The sequence below is a fragment of the Acidovorax temperans genome (genome assembly GCF_028596105.1).
In the GTDB taxonomy this organism is placed as follows: Bacteria; Pseudomonadota; Gammaproteobacteria; order Burkholderiales; family Burkholderiaceae_C; genus Acidovorax; species Acidovorax temperans.
This window is the reverse complement of the sequence record NZ_CP117193.1, coordinates 3,403,620-3,422,502: the sequence shown is the minus strand read 5'-3', so window position 1 is coordinate 3,422,502 and position 18,883 is coordinate 3,403,620. Positions and strand designations below refer to the sequence as shown.

The 18,883-nt window shown below is 64.6% G+C and carries 17 protein-coding genes; 14 read left to right on the top strand and 3 right to left on the bottom strand.

Annotation, left to right across the window (positions count from 1 at the left end):
- Window positions 1-62 precede the first annotated feature (62 nt).
- Window positions 63-1,229 (top strand): alpha-hydroxy acid oxidase, encoded by a 1,167-nt coding sequence (locus tag PQV96_RS16085; RefSeq protein WP_273623544.1) that lies wholly within the window; start codon window positions 63-65, stop codon window positions 1,227-1,229.
- Between the two features lie 85 nt (window positions 1,230-1,314).
- On the opposite strand, the gene PQV96_RS16080 is transcribed toward PQV96_RS16085, so the two are convergent.
- Window positions 1,315-1,881 carry a DUF3455 domain-containing protein gene (locus PQV96_RS16080; RefSeq protein ID WP_066784832.1) on the bottom strand — a complete coding sequence of 189 codons (567 nt, stop codon included), beginning with the start codon at window positions 1,879-1,881 and terminating at the stop codon, window positions 1,315-1,317.
- Between the two features lie 280 nt (window positions 1,882-2,161).
- Here PQV96_RS16080 and PQV96_RS16075 point away from each other — a divergent pair, with 280 nt between their 5' ends.
- The 5 genes from PQV96_RS16075 (at window position 2,162) to PQV96_RS16055 (ending at window position 5,846) form a co-directional block, all read left to right on the top strand.
- Window positions 2,162-2,737, top strand: coding sequence for an RNA polymerase sigma factor (locus tag PQV96_RS16075; protein WP_273623543.1), 576 nt, complete (start codon window positions 2,162-2,164; stop codon window positions 2,735-2,737).
- Between the two features lie 13 nt (window positions 2,738-2,750).
- Complete coding sequence (locus PQV96_RS16070; RefSeq protein WP_273623542.1) at window positions 2,751-3,536, top strand: anti-sigma factor; 786 nt, start codon at window positions 2,751-2,753, stop codon at window positions 3,534-3,536.
- A 107-nt stretch (window positions 3,537-3,643) separates the two neighbouring features.
- Window positions 3,644-4,585: a DUF3034 family protein gene (locus PQV96_RS16065; RefSeq protein ID WP_273623539.1), complete on the top strand. Its 942-nt coding sequence runs from the start codon at window positions 3,644-3,646 to the stop codon at window positions 4,583-4,585.
- 32 nt (window positions 4,586-4,617) lie between these two features.
- Entirely contained in the window at window positions 4,618-5,073 is a 456-nt protein-coding gene (locus PQV96_RS16060) for a group I truncated hemoglobin (protein WP_142083552.1), read from the top strand.
- Between the two features lie 107 nt (window positions 5,074-5,180).
- Window positions 5,181-5,846, top strand: coding sequence for a cupredoxin domain-containing protein (locus PQV96_RS16055; RefSeq protein ID WP_273623538.1), 666 nt, complete (start codon window positions 5,181-5,183; stop codon window positions 5,844-5,846).
- A gap of 283 nt (window positions 5,847-6,129) precedes the next feature.
- Here PQV96_RS16055 and PQV96_RS16050 read toward each other — a convergent pair whose 3' ends face one another.
- A complete protein-coding gene (locus PQV96_RS16050; RefSeq protein WP_337930758.1) occupies window positions 6,130-6,963 on the bottom strand; it encodes a c-type cytochrome in 834 nt (277 codons plus the stop codon).
- 219 nt (window positions 6,964-7,182) lie between these two features.
- On the opposite strand from PQV96_RS16050, the gene PQV96_RS16045 reads away from it, so the two are divergent.
- Window positions 7,183-8,226, top strand: coding sequence for a hypothetical protein (locus PQV96_RS16045; RefSeq protein WP_273623537.1), 1,044 nt, complete (start codon window positions 7,183-7,185; stop codon window positions 8,224-8,226).
- Window positions 8,227-8,305: 79 nt separating this feature from the next.
- On the opposite strand, the gene PQV96_RS16040 is transcribed toward PQV96_RS16045, so the two are convergent.
- A complete protein-coding gene (locus PQV96_RS16040; RefSeq protein ID WP_273623536.1) occupies window positions 8,306-9,205 on the bottom strand; it encodes a LysR family transcriptional regulator in 900 nt (299 codons plus the stop codon).
- A gap of 296 nt (window positions 9,206-9,501) precedes the next feature.
- Here PQV96_RS16040 and amaB point away from each other — a divergent pair, with 296 nt between their 5' ends.
- The 7 genes from amaB to PQV96_RS16005 all read left to right on the top strand — a co-directional run bounded on the left by amaB (window position 9,502) and on the right by PQV96_RS16005 (window position 18,783).
- Window positions 9,502-11,037, top strand: coding sequence for an L-piperidine-6-carboxylate dehydrogenase (gene amaB, locus PQV96_RS16035; RefSeq protein ID WP_273623535.1), 1,536 nt, complete (start codon window positions 9,502-9,504; stop codon window positions 11,035-11,037).
- Window positions 11,038-11,072: 35 nt separating this feature from the next.
- Window positions 11,073-12,266 (top strand): NAD(P)/FAD-dependent oxidoreductase, encoded by a 1,194-nt coding sequence (locus tag PQV96_RS16030; RefSeq protein ID WP_207375277.1) that lies wholly within the window; start codon window positions 11,073-11,075, stop codon window positions 12,264-12,266.
- A gap of 50 nt (window positions 12,267-12,316) precedes the next feature.
- Window positions 12,317-13,231, top strand: coding sequence for an amino acid ABC transporter substrate-binding protein (locus PQV96_RS16025; RefSeq protein WP_207375278.1), 915 nt, complete (start codon window positions 12,317-12,319; stop codon window positions 13,229-13,231).
- Complete coding sequence (locus PQV96_RS16020; RefSeq protein ID WP_207375279.1) at window positions 13,228-14,454, top strand: pyridoxal phosphate-dependent aminotransferase; 1,227 nt, start codon at window positions 13,228-13,230, stop codon at window positions 14,452-14,454. Before PQV96_RS16025 ends, PQV96_RS16020 begins: the two co-directional genes overlap by 4 nt.
- A gap of 29 nt (window positions 14,455-14,483) precedes the next feature.
- The gene (locus tag PQV96_RS16015; RefSeq protein ID WP_207375280.1) at window positions 14,484-16,169 is read left to right on the top strand and encodes a thiamine pyrophosphate-binding protein; all 1,686 of its coding nucleotides are present in this window, start codon (window positions 14,484-14,486) and stop codon (window positions 16,167-16,169) included.
- 218 nt (window positions 16,170-16,387) lie between these two features.
- Window positions 16,388-17,428, top strand: a complete 1,041-nt coding sequence (locus PQV96_RS16010) for an IS630 family transposase (RefSeq protein WP_044395424.1) — start codon at window positions 16,388-16,390, stop codon at window positions 17,426-17,428.
- 143 nt (window positions 17,429-17,571) lie between these two features.
- Entirely contained in the window at window positions 17,572-18,783 is a 1,212-nt protein-coding gene (locus PQV96_RS16005) for a Y-family DNA polymerase (RefSeq protein ID WP_207375605.1), read from the top strand.
- Window positions 18,784-18,883: the final 100 nt, after the last annotated feature.

The following is an 18,883-nucleotide window of genomic DNA, read 5'->3' as shown; positions in this document are numbered from 1 at the left end:
ATGGTCTGGCGTTTTGCCAGGGCCTACCATGCAGCGCTGTATTTCAAGAACGGAGCGAGAGCGTGCCAGACCTGTCCAAAATCACCTGTATCGAAGACCTGCGTGTCATTGCCCAGCGCCGCGTGCCGCGCATGTTCTACGACTATGCAGACTCGGGTTCGTACACCGAGGGAACCTACCGCTCCAACGAGTCGGACTTCCAGCGCATCAAGCTGCGCCAGCGCGTGGCGGTGAACATGGAAGGCCGTACCACCCGCACCACCATGGTGGGGCAGGACGTGGCCATGCCGGTGGCGATTGCGCCCACGGGCCTGACAGGCATGCAGCACGCCGATGGAGAAATTCTGGGTGCGCGCGCCGCCAAGGCGTTTGGCATTCCGTTCACGCTGTCCACCATGAGCATTTGCTCTATCGAAGACGTGGCCGAGCACACGGGCCGCCACCCCTTCTGGTTCCAGGTGTACGTGATGCGCGACCGCGACTTCATCAACCGCCTCATCGACCGCGCCAAGGCCGCCAACTGCTCGGCGCTGCAACTCACGCTGGATTTGCAGATCCTGGGCCAGCGCCACAAGGACATCAAGAACGGCCTGTCGGCCCCGCCCAAGCCCACCATCGCCAACCTCATCAACCTGGCCACCAAGCCGCGCTGGTGCCTGGGCATGCTGGGCACCAAGCGCCGCAGCTTCGGCAACATCGTGGGCCATGCCAAAGGGGTGGGCGATTTGTCATCGCTGTCGTCGTGGACGGCGGAGCAGTTCGACCCGCAGCTCAACTGGGGCGATGTGGAGTGGATCAAGAAACGCTGGGGCGGCAAGTTGATCCTCAAGGGCATCATGGACGCCGAAGACGCGCGCCTGGCCGTCAACAGCGGTGCCGATGCACTCATCGTGAGCAACCACGGCGGCCGCCAGCTCGATGGGGCGCCTTCCTCCATTGCTGCATTGCCTCACATTGCCGAAGCGGTGGGCAAGAACATCGAGGTGTGGATGGATGGCGGCATCCGCAGCGGGCAAGATGTGCTCAAAGCCCGTGCTTTGGGCGCGCAAGGCACGCTGATTGGCCGCAGCTTCCTGTACGGCCTGGGTGCGTTTGGCGAGGCGGGTGTGACCCGCGCCTTGCAGATCATCCAGAAGGAGCTGGACATCACCATGGCTTTCTGCGGCCACACCAACATCAACAACGTGGACCGCTCTGTACTGTTGCCGGGCACCATCCCCACGCTGTAACCCCGCTGTGCTGATGGCGCCCCGGTGAACAAAGCCCCGCAAATGCGGGGCTTTGTGTTTTGGCAGGGCGTGCGCTAGCCCGCTTTCAGGAAGCAGCCTTCCAGATGATGTAGTCGGCCTGGTACTTCACCACCTGTTTTTGCCCTGCGTTGGCCGCAGTGCAGGCCGCGGCAGGTGCCACGCCGCCCTGGGTGGCCACGCGCTGGATATAGGTTACGCCCTGCATCGCGCCCATGCCCATGGCAGGGTTGGCCTTCACCAGCTGCAGCGGAATGTTGCCCGCGCTGGCGGGCGCCACCGCCAGTTGCGTGGCAGTGACCTTGGAGCCGTCGTTGCTCTCCCAGGTGGCTGGTGGGCCGTAGTAGCGGCCCACCACCTTGCCCGAGCGGTCCATCAGCTTCGCATCGGGGCCCACAAACACCCATTCAAAGGCGCTGGGCATGTCTTTTTTGGCGCGGCATTCGTAGGTGATGTCGCCCGCGCCCACGGTTTCCATGGCGATGCGCTGGCCGGCAGGCACCTGCACAGTGGCGGGCAGGCTGCTTTGGTTGAAGGCTGGAGCGGCTGGCGAGCTCATCGAGCCGCAGGCCGTGAGGGCAGCGGCAGCGCCCAACAGGGCCAGGGTGGTCAAAGAGGTGCGGATCGTAGGCATGGTGCTTCCTTGGTTGCGGGTTGAAAACCAGAGGGTGCTTTGCGCCGCAGCAAAGGCGGTATGGGCACCCGTCACTCCTCTGTACGGAGCCATCGCCACGCTGGATTCAAAAAGTTTTCAGATTTTTTTGAAATGACCACAAACCCATCGGTTTGCATGGGTTTGAATCTGCCGCGCCCGCGGCTGCGTATTTGTGTTGACAAACGTTGCGCGGCGTTGAAAGCCCCGGGGGTATTTCCACCCTTGTGCGCAACCCGCAGGCATCCCACACAATCGGTGCATGAGCACCCTCGAACCAGACCGCGAACTCATGGAACTCCTCGACCGCGTGGCCACGCAGGACGACAAGGCCCTCAAAGCCTTGTACGACCGCACCTCGTCGAAGCTGTATGGCCTGGCGCTGCGCATCGTGCGGGAGCGGGACGCGGCCGAAGATGTGCTGCAGGAGGCGTTTGTCTCCATCTGGCGCGGTGCGGGCAGTTACCGCGCCTCGCTGAGCCCGCCCCTGGCCTGGATGGGGCTCATCGTGCGCAGCCGGGCCCTGGACGCCCTGCGCAAACGCACGGCCGACCGCGCAGGCGTGACGGAAGAGCTTGATGAGTTGCTGGCCGACACCCTGGAAGGTGACAGCCCCAACCCCATGGACGTGAACGACGCCAGCCAGCAGGCCTTTGCCCTGCACCAGTGCCTGACGCGGCTGGAAGCCAAGCAGCGCGAGGTGGTGAGCCTGGCCTACCTGCGTGACCAGAGCCATGGCGAGCTGGCCGAGCAGCTTCAGCTGCCCCTGGGCACTGTCAAGACCTGGATACGGCGCGGGCTGGAGCAGTTGCGCCAATGCATGGCCCGGTACGCATGAGGGCCCACACGCCATGAACATCACCCAACACCCTGAACTGCTGCAGCGCCTGGCTGCCAGCTACGCCCTGGGCACACTGCGCGGCGGGGCCCGCCGGCGTTTTGAAAGACTGGCCCGCGAACATGCCGCCGTGCGGGCCGCTGCACTGGTGTGGCAAACGCATTGGTCGGGTCTGGCTGAATTGCAGCCCGGCACCACGCCTGACCCGGCCGTGTGGCTGCGCATCCAGAACCTGGTGCAAGCGGACCAAGCCCAGCACCGCATGGAGCTGGCCCGTGCCGAGGCGGTGAGCGCGTCAGGCTGGTGGCGCAGCCTGCGTTGGTGGCGCGGTGCGGCGGCAGCGGGTGCGCTGACCACCGTGGCCGCCGTGCTGGTGGGGTGGCAGGCGCACGGGGGGCTGCAGGCTGCCACCAGCGCCCAAATAGCGGCGCTGCAGCAGCAGTTGCAAGCCACACCGCAGATTCAGTACGTGGCCGTGCTGGCCGATGACCAGGCCGCCGCCTCGATGCTCGTCACCTTTGACCCCAAGAACCAGAAGCTCGTGCTGCAGCGGGTGGGCGGCTTCCAGGAGGGGGATGACAAATCCCTGCAACTGTGGGCCTTGCCGCCTGCGGGCGGGCCGCGTTCGCTGGGGGTTTTGGGGCAGGACAAGCTGCTCACCCTCACGGCAGCCGAACAAGAGGTGAAGCAGGTTCCCACCCTGGCCATCAGTCTGGAGCCCAAGGGTGGCGTGCCCAGCGAAGGGGGCCCTACCGGCCCGGTGCTGTTCAAGGGCGCGCTCATCCAGCGCATGCTGTGAAAAAAACGTGGGGCGGCGTGAATCCGGCAGGCTGGGCGGCGCGTACCAGGTAAGGGTCAGCACATCGTGGTTCTGACAAGTACACAACCTTTGGAGGAGACACCCCGATGACCTTGCCCCTACGACCAATTGCACAGGCCGCCGCCCTGGCGGCCCTCTTGGCCTCTGGCGGTGCCCAGGCTGACACCGGCAAGCTGGTGCTGACCGGGGGCGTCAGCTCCATCACCGGCAGCGCCGGGGGCGGCATCACCCCCTGGGCGGTGATTGGAACCCAGGCCACCGAGGGTGAGCTGGGATTCAGCGCCTATGGCACCCGCGCTGGCACGCAGGACTACGCACTTTCCAGCTACGGAGCAGCTATCGGTTGGCAGGACAGGGTGGAGCTGTCACTGGCGCGGCAGGATTTTGATGCGGCCCCGGCCTTCGCCCTCAACGGCATCGCGCCTTTTGGCGTGGCGCCCGGCCAGCACATCAAGATGGACGTGCTGGGCCTGAAAGTGAAACTGCTGGGCGATGCCATTCTGGATGCCGACACCCGGGTGCCACAGGTGGCGCTGGGGCTGGAGCACAAACAGGTGCGCCCCGGATCACTGCAGTCGGTGCTGGATTTTCTGGGTACCAAGACGAGCGGCACCGATCTGTACCTGAGCGCTACCAAGCTGCTGCTGGACAAGAGCCTGCTGCTCAACACCACCCTGCGCTACACCAATGCCAACCAAAACGGGTTGCTGGGCTTTGGCTCGGCCGCGCCTGGCAAGAACCGCCGCAGCCTGCAGCCCGAGTTTTCGATCGCCTACCTGCTGCGGCACAACCTTGCCGTGGGGGCCGAGTACCGCTTCAAGCCCAACAACCTGCAGGCCTTGGGTGCGGCAGCCGGCCTGGGGGCTGCCCTGCGCGAGGACGACTGGAAGGATGTTTTCGTTGCCTGGGCGCCCAGCAAAAATGTCTCGCTCACGCTGGCGTGGGTGGACCTGGGCCGCATCGTGCCGGGCGTGACCCGGGACCGGCGCCAAACCGGTTACTACCTCTCGGCCCAGGTCGCGTTCTGACCGAGCCGGTTTTCACCTTCTGGAGCTCCACCATGACCACCCAACTCTGCGCATGGGCCGTGGCCGCAGCCTGCCTGCTGGCCCTGCCCGCCGCCGCCCAAACAGCCCCGACCCCTTCATCCACCGCGCCCGCAGGCCTGTACCAGGCGCTGGGCGAAAAGCCTGGCATCACGCGCCTGGTCGATGATTTTGTGAACCGCGCTGTGAAAGACCCGCGCATCGGCAGCCACTTCAAGGACGCGAAGCTCCAGGCCCTCAAGGAAAGCCTGACTGACCAGATTTGCCAACTCAGCGGTGGCCCTTGCCAGTACGAAGGCGGTGACATGAAGTCTGCCCACGCTGACATGGACATCACCAAAGCGCATTTCAACGCGCTGGTGGAAGTGCTGCAGGCGGCCATGGCGGCCCAGGGCATTGCGTTTACGCAGCAAAACCGCCTGCTGGCGCTGCTGGCCCCCATGCACCGCGACATCATCACCGTGCGCTGACCATGCAATCCATTGTTGCTACATTATTGATAGCTGGTTGCGCTTATTCCATAAGCGCTAGCGCCGGAAATGTTCAAATTCAGGTGCTAGGCCGTGACGGAAAGCCCGTGCCCGAGGCCGTGGTGGTGCTGTACCCCAGCGCAGCCAACGCGGCCACAGCGCCCAGCCTGCTGCAAGCCAGCCCCACCATCGAACAAGAACGCATGCGCTTTGTGCCCGCGCTCACAGTGGTGGCGCCGGGCACCACGCTGCGTTTTACCAACCAGGACCGCTGGGACCACCATGTGCGCGGCACGCCGGTGGGCCCCGCAGCCACGGGCGGGGCAGGGGGCAATGAAGGCTTTGAGATGCGGTTGGCGGGCAAGCAAGACGGGCAGGCCGCCCAGGCAGCCGAGACCACCGTGCGCCAGCCTGGCGTGCTGCTGCTGGGCTGCCACCTGCACGGCTCCATGCGCGGCCATGTGTTTGTGACCGATTCGGCCTGGACGCTCAAGACCGACATCGACGGTATCGCCCGTTTTGCCAGCGTGCCCGATGGCGCCGCGCAAGTGCGCGTGTGGCATGCCGAGCAACTGGTGGACCTGCCGCGCAAGGCGCTGAATGTGGTGCCCGGCCCGGTGCTGGATACCGTGCAGCTCAGTGTGGTGCCCCGCGTGCGGCGTGCACCCCCTGCCGCGCCTGCAGGCCCCGGCAACACCCCGGGTGGACCCATGGGGTCGTACAGCCTGGCCCCCGTTTCGGCCCACCCAGCCCATCAGCACCCCGGCAGCTGATCCGCCACACCAGCGGGTGGTCCAACGGGGGCGGGTCAGCAGGGCAGTCACTTTGAACGGGCGGAGTGCTTCGCCCTTTCTTTGTATGAGTCTCCACGGCCACCCGACGGCAGGGCTGCCAGGGAGGCGCCGAGGTCAGCCAGGCTGCTTGAGCCCGCCGGGCCCGGAGGGCACGGTGTTGGCACTGCTCTTCTGGCCGCCAGCTGCGGTGCTGCCCACCTCCTGCTTCACGCTGCCGGGGGCGCGTTTAGGTACAGGTACAGCGCCTGCGCGTCCACATCGCTCAACTGACCCAGCGACTCGAAGGGCATGACCTGGATGGGCGTGCCGTCCGGTCGCTTGCCGGTGCGCAGCATGGACACAAAACTGGCAGCGTTGGGATAGCGGGCCAGGGCGGTGCCCGCGCTGTGTGTGCCAGGACGGATGTCTGCGGCCGCAGGCCAATCGGGCGGCGCGCCCGGAATCTTGCCGCCCGACAGATCGGCACCGGGGCAGCCGGTGCCATGTTGGCCACGTATTGGCCGTTGGCCAGCGTCACGCCAGCAGCGGTGGGGCGCGAGGGCGCCAACTGGTGGTCGATGCGCGAAGCTGCGTCAGGAATCGCCCCCAGCCCATACAGCACCCAGGCAGGGTGCGGCAGATCGATCACCGCCTGCTCGCCTTCCTTCGGCGGGAACTGGCGCACATAGGACACCAGGGCGTTCAGGTCTTCGTTGGTGAAGCGGTTGTAGTCCTCGCTGGGCATCGCCAGCAGCGGGCGGCCGTTGGGCTTGACGCCATGGCGGATCACGCTGTTCCAGTCCTCGGGCGGGTAGCGTGCCACCACGCCCGCGGGCCTGATGTTGGGCCCCACGATGCGCGTGCCCTTGCCATCGTTGACGAACTCGCGGCCCGTGCCCTGTGCGCCGTGGCAGTAGGAGCAGCTGCGCGATGCATACAGATAGCGCCCGCGCTCGATGGTCTGCGCATCGGTGGTGTAGGCCACGGGGCGGGGCTTGATGTCGATGGTGCGGTTGCGCTTTTGCTCGGCCAGGTACAGGCCGCTGGCTGCCGAGCCGATCACAATCGCACCCAGCAGCATGGCGCCGCTCGCAGTCCATTTGATCCAGCGTTTCATGGTGGCATCCCTCTTCTTCGATTCAACGATCCAATTGCCGTTCAGGCGGCGAATTCAGAATTCGAAGCAGCGGTGAGTGGCGACCTCGCTATCCACTGGGCGCCATGCCCGGTGACATATGTCACAGACTTCCTGCCGGTTTTGTTGCGGAAGGCACCTGTGGGGCGCGACGCGGCTGTGGTTTACCGACAAAAAATCTGACGAGGAGAGGTGTATTCAATGAGCTATGTCATCCACATATGGGACCAGCCCACCCCGGCCACCTGGACGGAGGCCTGCTCGGTTCTGGCGCGGCTGGTGAACCAGCCCGCGTCACCCCACCCGCGTTTTGCAGAGCTGGCGCGGCGTATGCATGTGTGGATGCCAGAGCTTGCCGTCGACTGGACTCTGGATGCGCCGGATGGTGTGGTGGATGAGGCCGTGTGGTCGCTGGCACTGGCTCAGACCTTGCCGGATAGCTTTTATCCGCGCCTGATCGATCAGGCGGTGAGCCTGGGGCTGAGCGTGTACGACGAGCAGGCGGGAGAGTGTTTTGTGCCCGGGCCTTGGCGGATGTCGGTGGCGGGTCGGGAGCCGCTTGTCCATGCGCCGGTTGCGCCTCCCGCGCCGTCGGGTTTGCTCGATGTTCAAGGGCGCTTTCGGGCGCTGGTTTTGCCGCGCCTGCAGCGCCATGGGTTCGCGCTGGAAACGCCCGCGCCACGCGGCAACCTGGTGGAAACGCACCTTGTGCGGCCTACCCCGCTCGGGGACCAGCGCATTCATGTCGACTGGATGGGCGATGCGGCCAGCCACTATGTGGCAACGGTGATTTCCCGCATCACGCCTCAGTTGCCCGAAGCGGTGGCCAAAGTGTGTGCACCTCAAACGCGGATCCTCTTCAATGTGGAGGATACCCCGCAGATCAATGCCTTTCTGCGCAACTTTTCCCCCAAGAACCCCACATCGCGCAGCTACCTCGCCTCCGGTGTCGAGGGACTGGACGTTTTCATGTCTGCGCTGGGCGATTGGCTCCTGACAGAGTTGGTGCCCGTGCTGGACCAGTGCAAAATGCTGGACGATTTTCTGGCGTACGAGTTGGGTGAGCCCCGCAGCCCGATCTACGTCATGGCCTATCTGGCCAATCTCGCTCTGGCGTATGGTGCAGGGGTTCCTGATCTGGATGCGCGCTTTGACCAGCTCATGCAGCGGCGCCGCGCGCAAGGGATGAATCCTGCGCAAATGGCAGCAGCCTTCGAGGCACTGCGCTCGCTTCGCATCGCTTGAGGATTTTGCAGCGGGCTCCCGGCGGGCGCTTTACCACCCCCCACCCAGCGGCGCTGGATGGTTTGGGTCACGCCGCCCGCTACCGCTGCCCCGCGCACTCCGCCACCAGCCAGTCCCGGAAGGCCTTGACCAGAGGCGACTGCGCGCGCGCCTCGGGGTACACCAAGTAATACGCATCGGTGCTGGTGAGCACCAGGTCTGACAGCTCTACCAGGCTGCCTGCGGCCAGTTCCTGCTCGATCAGAAAACGCGGCAGCAGCGCCGCGCCCAGGTGCGACACCGCAGCTTGCGCAATCATGGCGAAGTGCTCCGACTGGGGGCCACGCAAGGCCAGCGCCGTGGGGGCGCCCGCCAGTTCAAACCATTCAGCCCACTGCGTGGGGCGGGTGCTTTGCTGCAGTAGCGCCACGCGGGTCAGATCTTGCGGTGTGCGGATGTTATGGCGGTCGCGGTAGATGGGGCTGCACACGGGCACGGTTTCCTCGTGCATCAGGTATTCGCACACCGCCCCGGCCCAGTGCGGCGCGCCGAAGTGGATGGCCGCGTCAAACGGCGTGCCGGCAAAGTCAAAAGGCTCAGTGCGCGCGGAGAAATTGACCATGGCCTCAGGGTGCCGCGCCATGAAGCCCCCCAGGCGCGGAATGAGCCAGCGGGTGCCCAGCGTGGGCAGCACGGCCAGGTTGAGCAGGCCGTCGGTGCTGGCAAACGCCATGGTCTTTTGCGTGCTGGCCGACAGTTGCTGCAGCACGGCCTGCACATCGGCTGCGTAGATGCGTCCTGCATCGGTCAGCACCACGCGCTGGCGCACGCGGTGAAAGAGGGCGGTGCCCAGTTGTTCCTCCAGCTGGCGAATCTGGCGCGATACCGCGCTTTGCGTCAGGTGCAACTCTTCAGCCGCCCGCGAGATGCTGGTGTGCCGGGCAGCTGCCTCAAAGGCCAGCAAGTCGGCAATCGGCGGCAAAAAGGTCTTGCGGAACATGGTGGTGCGGCACTGGGGTTAATGATGGGAGGGAATGAGCTGGCAGCGTGACGTGCTCACCGTTTCGGTGCGCTAGCGCTTGCTATTTGAGCGCCAGCTACTCCTGAATTTGCACCAGATTTTGCTTCACTTCATTCTGATCGGGTATGAAGTTGTTCCAATTTTTTGCTATGCACTGCCCGGTGCAGGGTGGATAGTGGCACCATCTTTGCTGCAGAAATGCTTGTGCCGGGGCACCTGGGCTGTTGGCCCGCCTGCCCCAGCTTTTCCATTGAACATCTCACCGGTTGATTGCCATGTCTGACACCTCTGTTGCTTCCAGCGTCATTTCTGAAGTTCATGCCCTGCTGCAGCGCCTGGGCGTGCCCGCGTCTGCTTACCAGGGGGGCGACTTGGCTGTGCGCTCACCCCTAACCGGCGAAGTGGTGGCCCATGTGCCTCAGCACACGCCTGCGCAGGCCAGCGACTCCATTGGCCGCGCACACGCAGCCTTCGCCACCTGGCGCACCGTGCCTGCACCGCGCAGGGGTGAACTGATTCGCCTGCTGGGCGAAGAGCTGCGCGCCGCCAAGGCCGACCTGGGCCGCCTGGTGACGTTGGAGGCGGGCAAGATCCCGTCCGAAGGCCTGGGCGAAGTGCAGGAGATGATCGACATCTGCGACTTTGCCGTGGGCCTGTCGCGCCAGTTGTACGGCCTGACGATTGCCACAGAGCGCCCCGGCCACCGCATGATGGAAACCTGGCACCCGCTGGGCGTGTGCGGCGTGATCTCGGCCTTCAACTTCCCCGTGGCCGTGTGGTCGTGGAACGCTGCGCTGGCGCTGGTGTGTGGCGACCCGGTGGTGTGGAAGCCGTCTGAGAAAACCCCGCTGACGGCCCTGGCCACGCACGCCATCGCCCAGCGCGCACTGGCCCGCTTTGGCAGCGACGCGCCCGCGGGCCTGCTGGAGCTGATCATTGGCCAGCGCGACATTGGCGAGGTGCTGGTTCAGGATGCCCGCGTGCCCGTGCTGTCGGCCACCGGCTCCACCGCCATGGGCCGCGCCGTGGGCCCGCGCCTGGCAGCCCGCTTTGCACGCGCCATTCTGGAACTGGGTGGCAACAACGCCGCCATCGTCGCCCCCTCTGCCGATCTGGACCTGGCCCTGCGCGGCATTGCCTTTGCGGCCATGGGCACGGCAGGCCAGCGCTGCACCACGCTGCGCCGCCTGTTTGTGCACGACAGCGTGTACGACCAGCTCGTGCCCCAGCTCATCAAGGTCTACGGCAACGTGCAGGTGGGCGACCCACGCGCTGAAGGCACGCTGGTGGGCCCGCTGATTGACCGCATGGCGTTTGACGGCATGCAAAAGGCGCTGGAGCAAAGCCGTGCCTTGGGTGCCAAGGTGCACGGCGGTGGCCGCGTCGAAGGCCTGGGCGGTCCTGATGCGTACTACGTGCGCCCTGCGCTGGTGGAGCTGCAAAAGCACGAAGGCCCCGCGCTGCACGAAACCTTTGCACCCATCCTGTACGTGGTGCGCTACAGCACCATCGACGAAGCCATTGCCATGAACAACGCCGTGGGCGCGGGCCTGTCGTCGTCCATCTTCACGCTGAACATGCGCGAGGCCGAGCAGTTCATGTCTGCCTCGGGCTCTGACTGCGGCATTGCCAACGTGAACATTGGCCCGAGCGGCGCAGAAATTGGCGGCGCGTTTGGCGGTGAGAAGGAAACCGGTGGCGGCCGCGAGGCTGGGTCTGACAGCTGGAAGGCCTACATGCGCCGCGCCACCAACACGGTGAACTATTCAAGCGCGCTTCCGCTGGCGCAGGGCGTCAAGTTTGACGTTTAAGCCGCATTCCAGAGCCACTTTTTTCGCCAGCCATCATGTCTGCACTCCAAAGCGGGCCCATCGTCATCATTGGCGGTGGCGTCATCGGCAGCGCCATTGCCTACTTTCTCACCCTGCAGCAGCCGGGCTGCGAGGTGGTGGTGGTTGAGCGCGACCCGACTTACGCCACGGCCTCGTCGGCCCTGTCAGCCAGCTCTATCCGCCAGCAGTTTTCTACCGACATCAACATCCAGATCTCGGCCTACGGCATCGGCTTCTTGCGCAACGTGGGCCAGCTGCTGGCCTGCCATGGCGATGTGCCTGACATTGGCTTGCACGAAGGCGGCTACCTGTATCTGGCCACCCAGGCGGGCGAGGCCACGCTGCGCGAGAACCACGCATTGCAAAAACAGCATGGTGCCGATGTGGCGCTGCTCAGCCCGCAGCAACTGGCCGAGCGCTTTCCGTGGCTGGCGTTGCAGGACGTGGCGCTGGGCTCGCTGGGCCTGTCGGGCGAGGGCTGGTTTGATGGCTACCTGCTGCTTGCGGCGCTGCGCAAAAAGGCACAAAGCCAGGGCGTGCGCTATGTGACTGATGAGGCCGTGGGGTTCGACACAGCGAACAGCGACGGCGTGCTGCACGTCAACGCGGTGCACCTGCAAAGCGGTGCGGTGCTGCCCTGCCGCTATGCGGTGAACGCCGGTGGCCCGTGGGCTGCGGCCATTGCGGGTTGGGCGGGTATCGATTTGCCCGTGGCGGGCAAGCGCCGCACGGTGTTCAACCTGGCCAGCCCCGCCGCGCTGCCGGGTTGCCCGCTGCTCATCGACACCAGCGGCATCTGGCTGCGGCCTGAGGGCAAAGGCTTTATCTGTGGCTTTGCGCCCGACGCCGACAACGATGCCGACTTTGCCCCGCTGGAGCCTGAGTACGCAGCGTTCGAGGACCACATCTGGCCCACGTTGGCAGAGCGCATCCCCGGCTTTGAGGCCCTGCGCATGCAGGGTGCCTGGGCCGGTTACTACGAGATGAACACCTTTGACCACAACGCGCTGGTGGGCTTGCACACCGCTTGCGACAACCTGGTGTTCGCCACCGGCTTTTCGGGCCACGGCCTGCAGCAGTGCCCTGCCGTGGGGCGCGGCCTGGCTGAGTGGATGTTGACGGGTCGCTACCAAAGCCTGGACCTGTCACCGCTGTCCATCGAACGCATTGCGCGCAACGCGCCGCTGCTCGAAAAGAACGTGATCTGAGCCTCGCCTTTTTTCAACCTGCCAACGATAAAACACAAGGAGGCAACGGCATGGCAATTTCCCGCAAGACCTTCACCGCGCTCGCTGCAGGCCTGGCCCTGGCTTGGGTGGCTACAGCCCCCGCGCTGGCGCAGACGGTCAACCAGCCCACGCTGGAGAAGATCAAGGCATCGGGCAAGGTGGTGCTGGGCGTGCGCGAGACCTCACCGCCCATGGCCTACGCGCTGGGTGCCAACGAGAAATACGTGGGCTACCACGTCGAGCTGTGCGAGCGCGTGCTCAAGGAAATCGTGCCCCAGGCCAAGCTGGAATACATGGCCGTTACGGCGCAGAACACGCTGCCCCTGGTGCAAAACGGCACGCTGGACATTGGCTGTGGCCCCACCACCAACAACACCGCGCGCCAGCAGCAAGTGGCCTTTGCCGTAACCACCTACGTGAGCGAAGTGCGCATGGCCGTGCGCAAAGACTCAGACCTCAAGTCCATCAGTCAGCTGGGCAACCGCACCATTGCGGCGTCCACCGGCACCACCGCTGTGCAACTGCTGCGCAAACAAGAGCGCACGCTGGGCGCGCCCATCAAGACCGTGCTGGGCAAGGACCACCATGAAAGCTTCATGCTGCTCGAATCGGGTCGTGCTGATGCGTTTGTGCTGGACGACAACCTGCTCGCCGGGATGATTGCCAACTCCAAGGACCCCTCGGCCTACCGCATCGTGGGCGAGCCCTTGGGCGCCGAGCCGATTGCACTGCTGTTCCGCAAGGACGACCCCACGTTCAAGGCCGCGGTGGATGGCGTGCTCACCAAGCTCATGCAAAGCGGCGAGATGGAAAAAATCTACACCAAGTGGTTTGTGAACCCCATTCCGCCTAAGAACATGAGCCTGAACCTGCCGCTGGGCACCACGCTGCGCCAGCTGTTTGCCGCGCCCAACGACAAGCCTCTGGAGACTTACCAGCAATGAACGCTCCCATCCCCGCCACGGCTTTTCGCGCGGCCGACCGCCTGGGCGCCATCGGCGTCTCGGAAATCGTGCGCCTGACGCAAGAGGCCAACCAGCTCAAGCGCCAGGGCCAGCCTGTCATCGTGCTGGGCCTGGGCGAGCCCGACTTCGATACGCCAGCGCACATCCTCGAAGCCGCGCAGCAGGCCATGGCGCGGGGGGAGACGCACTACACGGTGCTGGATGGCACGGCCGAGCTGAAAGCCGCCATCCAGCACAAGTTCAAGCACGACAACGGGCTGGACTTTCAGCTCAACGAAATCACCGCCGGGGCCGGGGCCAAGCAAATCCTCTACAACGCGCTGATGGCGTCGGTGAATCCGGGTGACGAAGTGATCCTGCCCGCACCGTACTGGACTTCGTACGCCGACATGGTGCTGATTGCGGGTGGGGTGCCCGTGGTGGTGCCCTGCACCGAGGCCAACGGCTTTCGCATCACGCCCGAGCAGCTGGAGGCGTCCATCACGCCGCGCACGCGCTGGGTGTTTATCAACTCGCCCTCCAACCCCAGCGGCGCGGCTTACAGCGCTGAGCAACTACGCCCGGTGCTGGAAGTGGTGGAGCGCCACCCGCAGGTGTGGCTGCTGGCGGACGACATCTACGAACACATCCTGTACGACGGCCGTGCGTTTGCCACGCCCGCCGCTGTGTTGCCGTCACTGCGCGATCGCACGCTGACGGTGAACGGTGTCTCCAAGGCCTATGCCATGACAGGCTGGCGCCTGGGCTACGGAGCAGGCCCCAAGGCGCTGATCGCTGCCATGGCCGTGGTGCAGAGCCAGGCCACATCCTGCCCGTCGTCCATCAGCCAGGCGGCGGCCGTGGCGGCACTGACCGGGCCGCAAGACGTGGTGCGCGAGCGCTGCCAAGCCTTTCAGGACCGGCGCGATCTGGTCGTGGCCGCACTCAATGCCTCGCCTGGCCTGCGTTGCCGTGTGCCCGAAGGTGCGTTCTACACCTTTGCCAGCTGCGAAGGCGTGCTGGGCCGCACCACGCCGGGCGGCATGCTGCTGTGCACCGATGCCGACTTTTGCGCCTACCTGTTGCGCGAGCACCATGTGGCTGTGGTGCCCGGTGGCGTGCTGGGGCTGGCGCCGTACTTCCGCATTTCGTACGCCGCATCTACCGCCGATTTGCAAGAGGCTTGTGCGCGCATCCAGCGCGCCTGCCAGGCGCTGTTCTGATTTCCACTTATTGATTCGTCACTGCAGACATGAACACGACTTCCCTCACCCCCCGCACCGGCGGCCAGATCCTGGTGCAGCAGCTCATCACCCATGGCGTGAAGCAGCTCTTTTGCGTGCCCGGCGAAAGTTATCTGGCGGTGCTCGATGCGCTGCACGATGCCAACATTGCCGTCACCGTGTGTCGTCAGGAAGGCGGCGCAGCCATGATGGCCGAGGCGCAGGGCAAGCTCACCGGCCAGCCCGGCATCTGCTTTGTGACGCGCGGGCCCGGTGCCACCAATGCGTCGGCCGGTGTGCACATTGCGCACCAGGACTCGACGCCCATGATCCTGTTCGTGGGCCAGGTGGCCCGCAACGCCATGGGGCGTGAGGCATTTCAGGAACTGGACTACAGCGCCGTGTTCGGCACCATGGCCAAGTGGGTGGTGCAGATAGACGACCCGGCTCGCGTGCCCGAGCTGATCTCGCGCGCCTTCCACGTTGCCACCTCGGGCCGCCCTGGCCCCGTGGTGGTGGCGCTGCCCGAAGACATGCTGACCGAGGCCGCCACGGTGGCCGATGCGCTGCCCTACCAGATGACAGAAACGCACCCCGGCGCCGCGCAGATGGTCGAGCTGGCGCAGCGTCTGCAAGCCGCCCAAAGCCCCGTGGCCATCCTGGGCGGCAGCCGCTGGTCTGAGCAGGCGGTGCGTGAGTTCACCGCGTTTGCCGAAGCCTGGTCCATTCCTGTGTACTGCTCGTTCCGCCGCCAGATGCTGTTCCCGGCCACGCACGCTTGCTACGGCGGCGACCTGGGCCTGGGCGTCAACCCCAAGCTGCTGGCTCGCATCAAGGCGTCGGACTTGGTGTTAGTGGTGGGCGGGCGGCTGTCTGAAGTGCCCTCGCAAGGCTATGAGTTGTTCAACATCCCCACCCCTGCACAGCCGCTGGTGCATGTGCATGCCGATGCGGATGAGCTGGGCAAGCTCTACCGCCCGACACAGGCCATCCACGCCACGCCCCAGGCGTTTGCTGCTGCGCTCAATATGGTGCGCCCCACGGCGGCTGTGCCATGGAAGACCCACACAGAAGCTGCCCATGCCGAATACTTGGCCTGGAGCGACACGGCACCCATTCGCATCCCTGGCAATCTGCAAATGGGCCAGGTGATGCAGCACCTGAAGGAGGTGCTGCCCGCCGACACCATCTTCTGCAACGGCGCGGGCAACTTTGCCACCTGGATTCACCGCTTCTGGCCTTTCACCCACTACGCGAGCCAGCTGGCACCCACCAGTGGGTCGATGGGCTACGGCCTGCCCGCAGGCGTGGGCGGCAAGCGTCTTTGGCCGCAACGCGAGGTGGTGATCTTTGCGGGCGATGGTGACTTTCTGATGCACGGCCAGGAATTTGCGACCGCCGTGCAGTACGGCTTGCCCATCATCGTGGTGATCCTGGACAACGCCATGTACGGCACCATCCGCATGCATCAGGAGCGCGAGTACCCCGGCCGCATCAGCGCCACGCAGCTCAGGAACCCCGACTTCAAGGCCTATGCCCAGGCCTTTGGCGGCCACGGCGAGCGCGTGGAGCGCACCGAAGACTTTGCCCCCGCATTGGCCCGCGCCCGCGCCAGCGGCCTGCCCAGCGTGCTGCACTGCCTGATCGACCCTGAGGCCATCACGCCTACGGGCACGTTGCAGGGCATTCGCAGCGCAGCGCTGGCCAGGAAGTAAAGCGTTGCGCCTGCTCAGGCGGTGCCGGGGTACGGCCTGATTAGCCGAAGGCTGGTATCTGCCGCGTTCGCAGGCTGCGCACTGGTCTTGATGCGCCTGCCTCAGAGCAGGAGTTGTTGGCGGTGTCAGAGCCCGGCGCAAGGGGCAGCGTTCCTTTGTCCTATTGATCGGGCCCCATAAAGATTGAACTTTCTGCTGATTTTCGCGTTCGAAGCAGCATGGACAAAGAAGACGCGAGATACCAAACCCTGGAGCAGCTTCACGAGCGGCGCAAGCAAGTCATCCGACTGCACAAACGGGGCATCAAAGTCATGGAACTGGTGCAGATGTCGGGCTTGAGCTACCCGGCTGTGCGCAAGGTGCTTGATCTGTTCGAGCAAGGCGGCTGGCCAGCCATCAAACCAGCCGGTCGTGGTCGCACGAAAGGCGATGCCCGATTGCTCACGCCCGAGCAAGAAGTCCACATCCAAAAGACCATCTGCGACAAACGTCCCGAGCAATTGAAGATGGACTTCTTCCTGTGGAGTCGCGCCGCCGTGATGCAGCTTATCGAACAGGAATGTGGCTTGAAATTGGGTGTGCGCACCGTGGGCAAATACCTGGCACGCTGGGGTTTCACCCCACAAAAGCCCATCAAGAAGGCATACGAACAACGCCCCGAAGCCGTCAAGGCCTGGCTAGATGAACACTACCCGGCCATCGAGGCCAAGGCCAAGGCTGAGGGCGGCGAAATCCACTGGGGCGATGAGACCGCACTGGTCAACACCGATGTACGCGGCAGGAGCTATGCACCAGCAGGTGAGACACCCGTGGCGTTCACGGTGGGCAGCACACGCCAGAAGCTGTCGATGATCGCCACGGTGACCAACCGGGGCAAGGCACGCTGGATGATCATTGACGAGGCCTTCAACAGCGACAAGTTGATTGAGTTCCTGGAGGCCTTGATCAAGGACGCGGGCAAGAAGGTGTTCCTGATCCTTGACAACCTGCGTGTACATCACAGCAAACCGGTCAAGGCGTGGCTGGCAGAGAGAAAGGAACAGATCGAGGTGTTCTACCTGCCCAGCTACAGCCCGGAACTCAACCCAGAAGAGCGTTTGAACGCCGACCTCAAGCAGGCCATGGGCAAGCGGGTCCCGGTCAGAACAAAGGCAAAACTGCGCGATGCGGCCAACGAACACATGGCCATGCTGGAGAAGTCACCCGAGCGGGTGATGAGCTACTTTCAGGATCCCCGCGTCAAATATGCCGCCGCTTGAGACTTCATGGGGCCGGAGCAATAATGGCGGGATGACCACGCACAATACAGGGTGTGGCCGTTACCGAGACTGATCCAACCGACCCTGCGTCGCCAAATTCGCCTGCTCGCGCCAGCAAGCAGCGCCGAGTTGCGCACCTGGACATGGATGCGTTCTACGCTTCTGTGGAGCTGCTGCGCTATCCCCAGCTCAAGGGCTTGCCCGTGGTGATTGGTGGTGGCCGGCGCAAGGTGGACGATGCCTTGTTGCAGCACCCCGATGGTTCAGGGCCGCGGGAGCCTTGCTTCGTTCCTGTGTCGGAATTTCCCTTGCTCAAGGACTACGTAGGCCGGGGCGTGATTACCACGGCCACTTACCCGGCGCGGCAGTTTGGGGTGGGCTCGGCCATGGGCATGATGAAAGCGGCCAAGCTGTGCCCCCAGGCGATTGTGCTGCCGGTGGATTTTGAAGAGGTGCGCAAGTATTCGCGCATGTTCAAAAACGCCATCACCGAGATCGCCCCTGTGATGCAGGACCGGGGGGTGGACGAGGTGTACATCGACTTCACCGATGTGCCCGGCGGCCAGCGCGAAGGCGGGAGGGTGTTGGCGCGGCTCATCCAGAAGAGCATCTTCGACAAGACCGGGTTGACCTGTTCCATTGGCGTGGCACCCAACCGGCTGCTCGCCAAGATGGCGAGTGAGTTCAACAAGCCCAACGGCATCTCCATCGTTTACGAGGAAGATCTGCAGAGCAAGATCTGGCCGCTGCATGTGCGCAAGATCAATGGCATCGGCCCCAAGGCGGGCGAAAAGCTGGCGCGGCTGGGCATTGAAACCATTGGACAACTGGCCGCGCAGGATGAGCGCTGGCTCATCAGCCACTTTGGAAAATCCACCGGCGCCTGGATGCACCGCGCGGCCTGGGGCAGGGATGACAGCCCGGTGGTGACCGAGAGCGAGCCGGTGAGCATGAGCCGCGAAACCACGTTTGATCGCGATCTGCACGCCGTACTCGATAAAGCCGAGTTGTCCCGCATCTTCACAGACCTGTGCGTGCGCGTGGCGCAGGATTTGCAGCGCAAGGGGTATGTGGGCAAGACGATTGGCATCAAGCTGCGTTACGAAGATTTCAAGACCGCCACACGGGACCACACGCTGCCTTTGCCCACCAACGATGCGGCTGTCATCCGGCGCACGGCTGGCTTGTGTCTCAAGCGCGTGCCCCTGGACAAGCGGCTGCGGCTGCTGGGGGTGCGGGTGGGCACGCTCCAGCCAGCCGATGCGCTCAACCTGCCGCCAGAGAGCGCGTCGGGGCTACAGTCTTCATCGCGCAAAGCCCGTCACGCGGACCTCCACACAGTACCCCTCTTTTAAAGCGTAAAAACAATGTCAACCGTGCCTTTGGGTGGTTAAACTTGATTGGTATCAATTAGTAACGCGCTGGTGCAGGCGGGGCACTCCTCGTCTGGATGCC

Coding starts and splice junctions, on each gene's coding strand:
- PQV96_RS16045 (WP_273623537.1), top strand. CDS start 7,183: ATGAGCTATGTCATCCACATATGGGACCAGCCCACCCCGGCCACCTGG.
- PQV96_RS16070 (WP_273623542.1), top strand. CDS start 2,751: ATGAACATCACCCAACACCCTGAACTGCTGCAGCGCCTGGCTGCCAGC.
- PQV96_RS16075 (WP_273623543.1), top strand. CDS start 2,162: ATGAGCACCCTCGAACCAGACCGCGAACTCATGGAACTCCTCGACCGC.
- amaB (WP_273623535.1), top strand. CDS start 9,502: ATGTCTGACACCTCTGTTGCTTCCAGCGTCATTTCTGAAGTTCATGCC.
- PQV96_RS16010 (WP_044395424.1), top strand. CDS start 16,388: ATGGACAAAGAAGACGCGAGATACCAAACCCTGGAGCAGCTTCACGAG.
- PQV96_RS16015 (WP_207375280.1), top strand. CDS start 14,484: ATGAACACGACTTCCCTCACCCCCCGCACCGGCGGCCAGATCCTGGTG.
- PQV96_RS16060 (WP_142083552.1), top strand. CDS start 4,618: ATGACCACCCAACTCTGCGCATGGGCCGTGGCCGCAGCCTGCCTGCTG.
- PQV96_RS16065 (WP_273623539.1), top strand. CDS start 3,644: ATGACCTTGCCCCTACGACCAATTGCACAGGCCGCCGCCCTGGCGGCC.
- PQV96_RS16080 (WP_066784832.1), bottom strand. CDS start 1,881: ATGCCTACGATCCGCACCTCTTTGACCACCCTGGCCCTGTTGGGCGCT.
- PQV96_RS16050 (WP_337930758.1), bottom strand. CDS start 6,963: ATGAAACGCTGGATCAAATGGACTGCGAGCGGCGCCATGCTGCTGGGT.
- PQV96_RS16030 (WP_207375277.1), top strand. CDS start 11,073: ATGTCTGCACTCCAAAGCGGGCCCATCGTCATCATTGGCGGTGGCGTC.
- PQV96_RS16005 (WP_207375605.1), top strand. CDS start 17,572: ATGGATGCGTTCTACGCTTCTGTGGAGCTGCTGCGCTATCCCCAGCTC.
- PQV96_RS16040 (WP_273623536.1), bottom strand. CDS start 9,205: ATGTTCCGCAAGACCTTTTTGCCGCCGATTGCCGACTTGCTGGCCTTT.
- PQV96_RS16025 (WP_207375278.1), top strand. CDS start 12,317: ATGGCAATTTCCCGCAAGACCTTCACCGCGCTCGCTGCAGGCCTGGCC.
- PQV96_RS16020 (WP_207375279.1), top strand. CDS start 13,228: ATGAACGCTCCCATCCCCGCCACGGCTTTTCGCGCGGCCGACCGCCTG.